Source organism: Bacillus cereus group sp. BceL291, from assembly GCF_051776705.1.
Classification (GTDB): Bacteria; Bacillota; Bacilli; order Bacillales; family Bacillaceae_G; genus Bacillus_A; species Bacillus_A cereus.
This window is the reverse complement of sequence record NZ_JBPWAP010000204.1, coordinates 1-1,706: the sequence shown is the minus strand read 5'-3', so window position 1 is coordinate 1,706 and position 1,706 is coordinate 1. Positions and strand designations below refer to the sequence as shown.

Below are 1,706 nucleotides of genomic sequence, written 5' to 3'. Positions count from 1 at the left end.
ATTAGGGTTTATTTCGTATGCAAATCTTTAAATTCCCTACACGTAGCTTTTAAAAAAAAGAAACAACCTCTATTATAATTAACGTTTTATGGTCTTAGCTTGATAGCGATGTGGTGGTACCCCTTTTAGCAAAAAAAATCAAAAAAATATATGAAGTCAATGATATTGTAGTAGTAAGTATAATAGATGTGGAGGATAGAGATTATGAATGATGATTTTTTGACCGAATGGATGCTTGGAGGTAAGACACCTAGTAATTACTTTTTATATAATACGTTTGATATCAATGGAATAAATAAATTTGTACATTATTTGCATTCGATACAAAAGATAGAAGGATATGCTGTAGTATTTTGCTTTCTAAATAAAAATTTATATTTAGGGAAAAGAATTAAATTGTCAGGAATGATTAGAACTAAATCTATTCAGGAGTACGCAGACTTATGGATAAGGGGTGAAAAGCCTAATGATTTATGGGAAATGAAATCATTAGAATGTGAGCCAATTAAAGAAAAAGAAAGTTGGAAAGAATATTCGATAATTGTAGATATCCCTATTGATGTAAAACGTTTATCTGTAGGATTAACCCTGAAAGGTGAGGGACATATATGGTTCCACAGTATGAAAGTTGAGATAATAAAGTAAAAGTAGGAGGAAAGAAGTATAGTATTGTAGCATTATTTAGATAAATGAGGTGATAAAAAATGGAATAAAGGTATAGTAAATATTTGCCATTTCAATATTGTTTCTTAATAATATTAAAATGGAGGGCTGCTAGTATATAAATTGTTATCGTTACAAGAATAAAAAGATATAAAAAAGAGTTTTTAAATATGAAGATGATATTTGCAACGTTTGCAGCATGCACATGCCTAGGTTTATCAACAATCAGTGCATCCGTTGCATCTACAGAAACATCAGGGGAAGTTAATCTTAACTCTATTTTAATAGAGTATCGAGAGAAAGGTTTAGTGGATATATACAGATTCTCACCAACTCCTTGGAAAAATGCTGATGGCGAAAGTTTCAGAACGTATTGGGGTGGAAAATATGTATGGTTCTCAATTTAATCATAGTTAAAAACATCATGGTCGTAGTGCATCTAATGAAAAATTGTAGAAAGATTTGAATCAAATATATTAATTATAAATAATAAGTTTGTATACATATAGTGTTAAACATCCGTTTGCTTATAATTAAAATAAGTGAGCGGATGTTTTTATTTAATTGAAGGTTATGGGTGATTGTTAATTACATTTTAATTGCTTTCTATAGCATATATGCACATCAAAATAACGAAAAGATATAAAATTAGTTATGGAGATCCTGATTGTCTTCAATATTTTAAAAATTTCATAAATATAATTGGAAACAAGTTATATAAATGTTAAAATTAAATATAAGAATGATGGAATTTTATTGAATATAAAATCCTTGTATTTTTTTCTTTCTTAATTTTGTAACTTTAGAAATAAAGTTTTACAAAAAATATTAAAATTTTTTCAGGTCAATATTAGAATTTATATGAATCTGTAAGGAAGGTTTTGGGAATAATATGAGAAAAAATCAAAGCTTAAAACGTTTAGGGGTCACAGCACATGCCCATCAACTTAAGAACAAAAATAAAATGAACTTTCGTTCAAAGCAACTAAAAAACTCGTAATGTACTTTTGGTATTGAAAAGTACACACACCAAATAAACTCTA

2 protein-coding genes are annotated in these 1,706 nt (G+C 27.8%); both read left to right on the top strand.

The features are described 5' to 3' along the window. Positions 1 to 204 precede the first annotated feature (204 nt). Positions 205 to 645, top strand: a complete 441-nt coding sequence (locus ACS2CR_RS34060) for an AraC family transcriptional regulator (RefSeq protein ID WP_153603161.1) — start codon at positions 205 to 207, stop codon at positions 643 to 645. A 188-nt stretch (positions 646 to 833) separates the two neighbouring features. After that, positions 834 to 1,070, top strand: a complete 237-nt coding sequence (locus ACS2CR_RS34055; RefSeq protein WP_098639996.1) for a hypothetical protein — start codon at positions 834 to 836, stop codon at positions 1,068 to 1,070. The last annotated feature ends 636 nt before the right edge of the window (positions 1,071 to 1,706 follow it).

Coding starts and splice junctions, on each gene's coding strand:
- ACS2CR_RS34060 (WP_153603161.1), top strand. CDS start 205: ATGAATGATGATTTTTTGACCGAATGGATGCTTGGAGGTAAGACACCT.
- ACS2CR_RS34055 (WP_098639996.1), top strand. CDS start 834: ATGAAGATGATATTTGCAACGTTTGCAGCATGCACATGCCTAGGTTTA.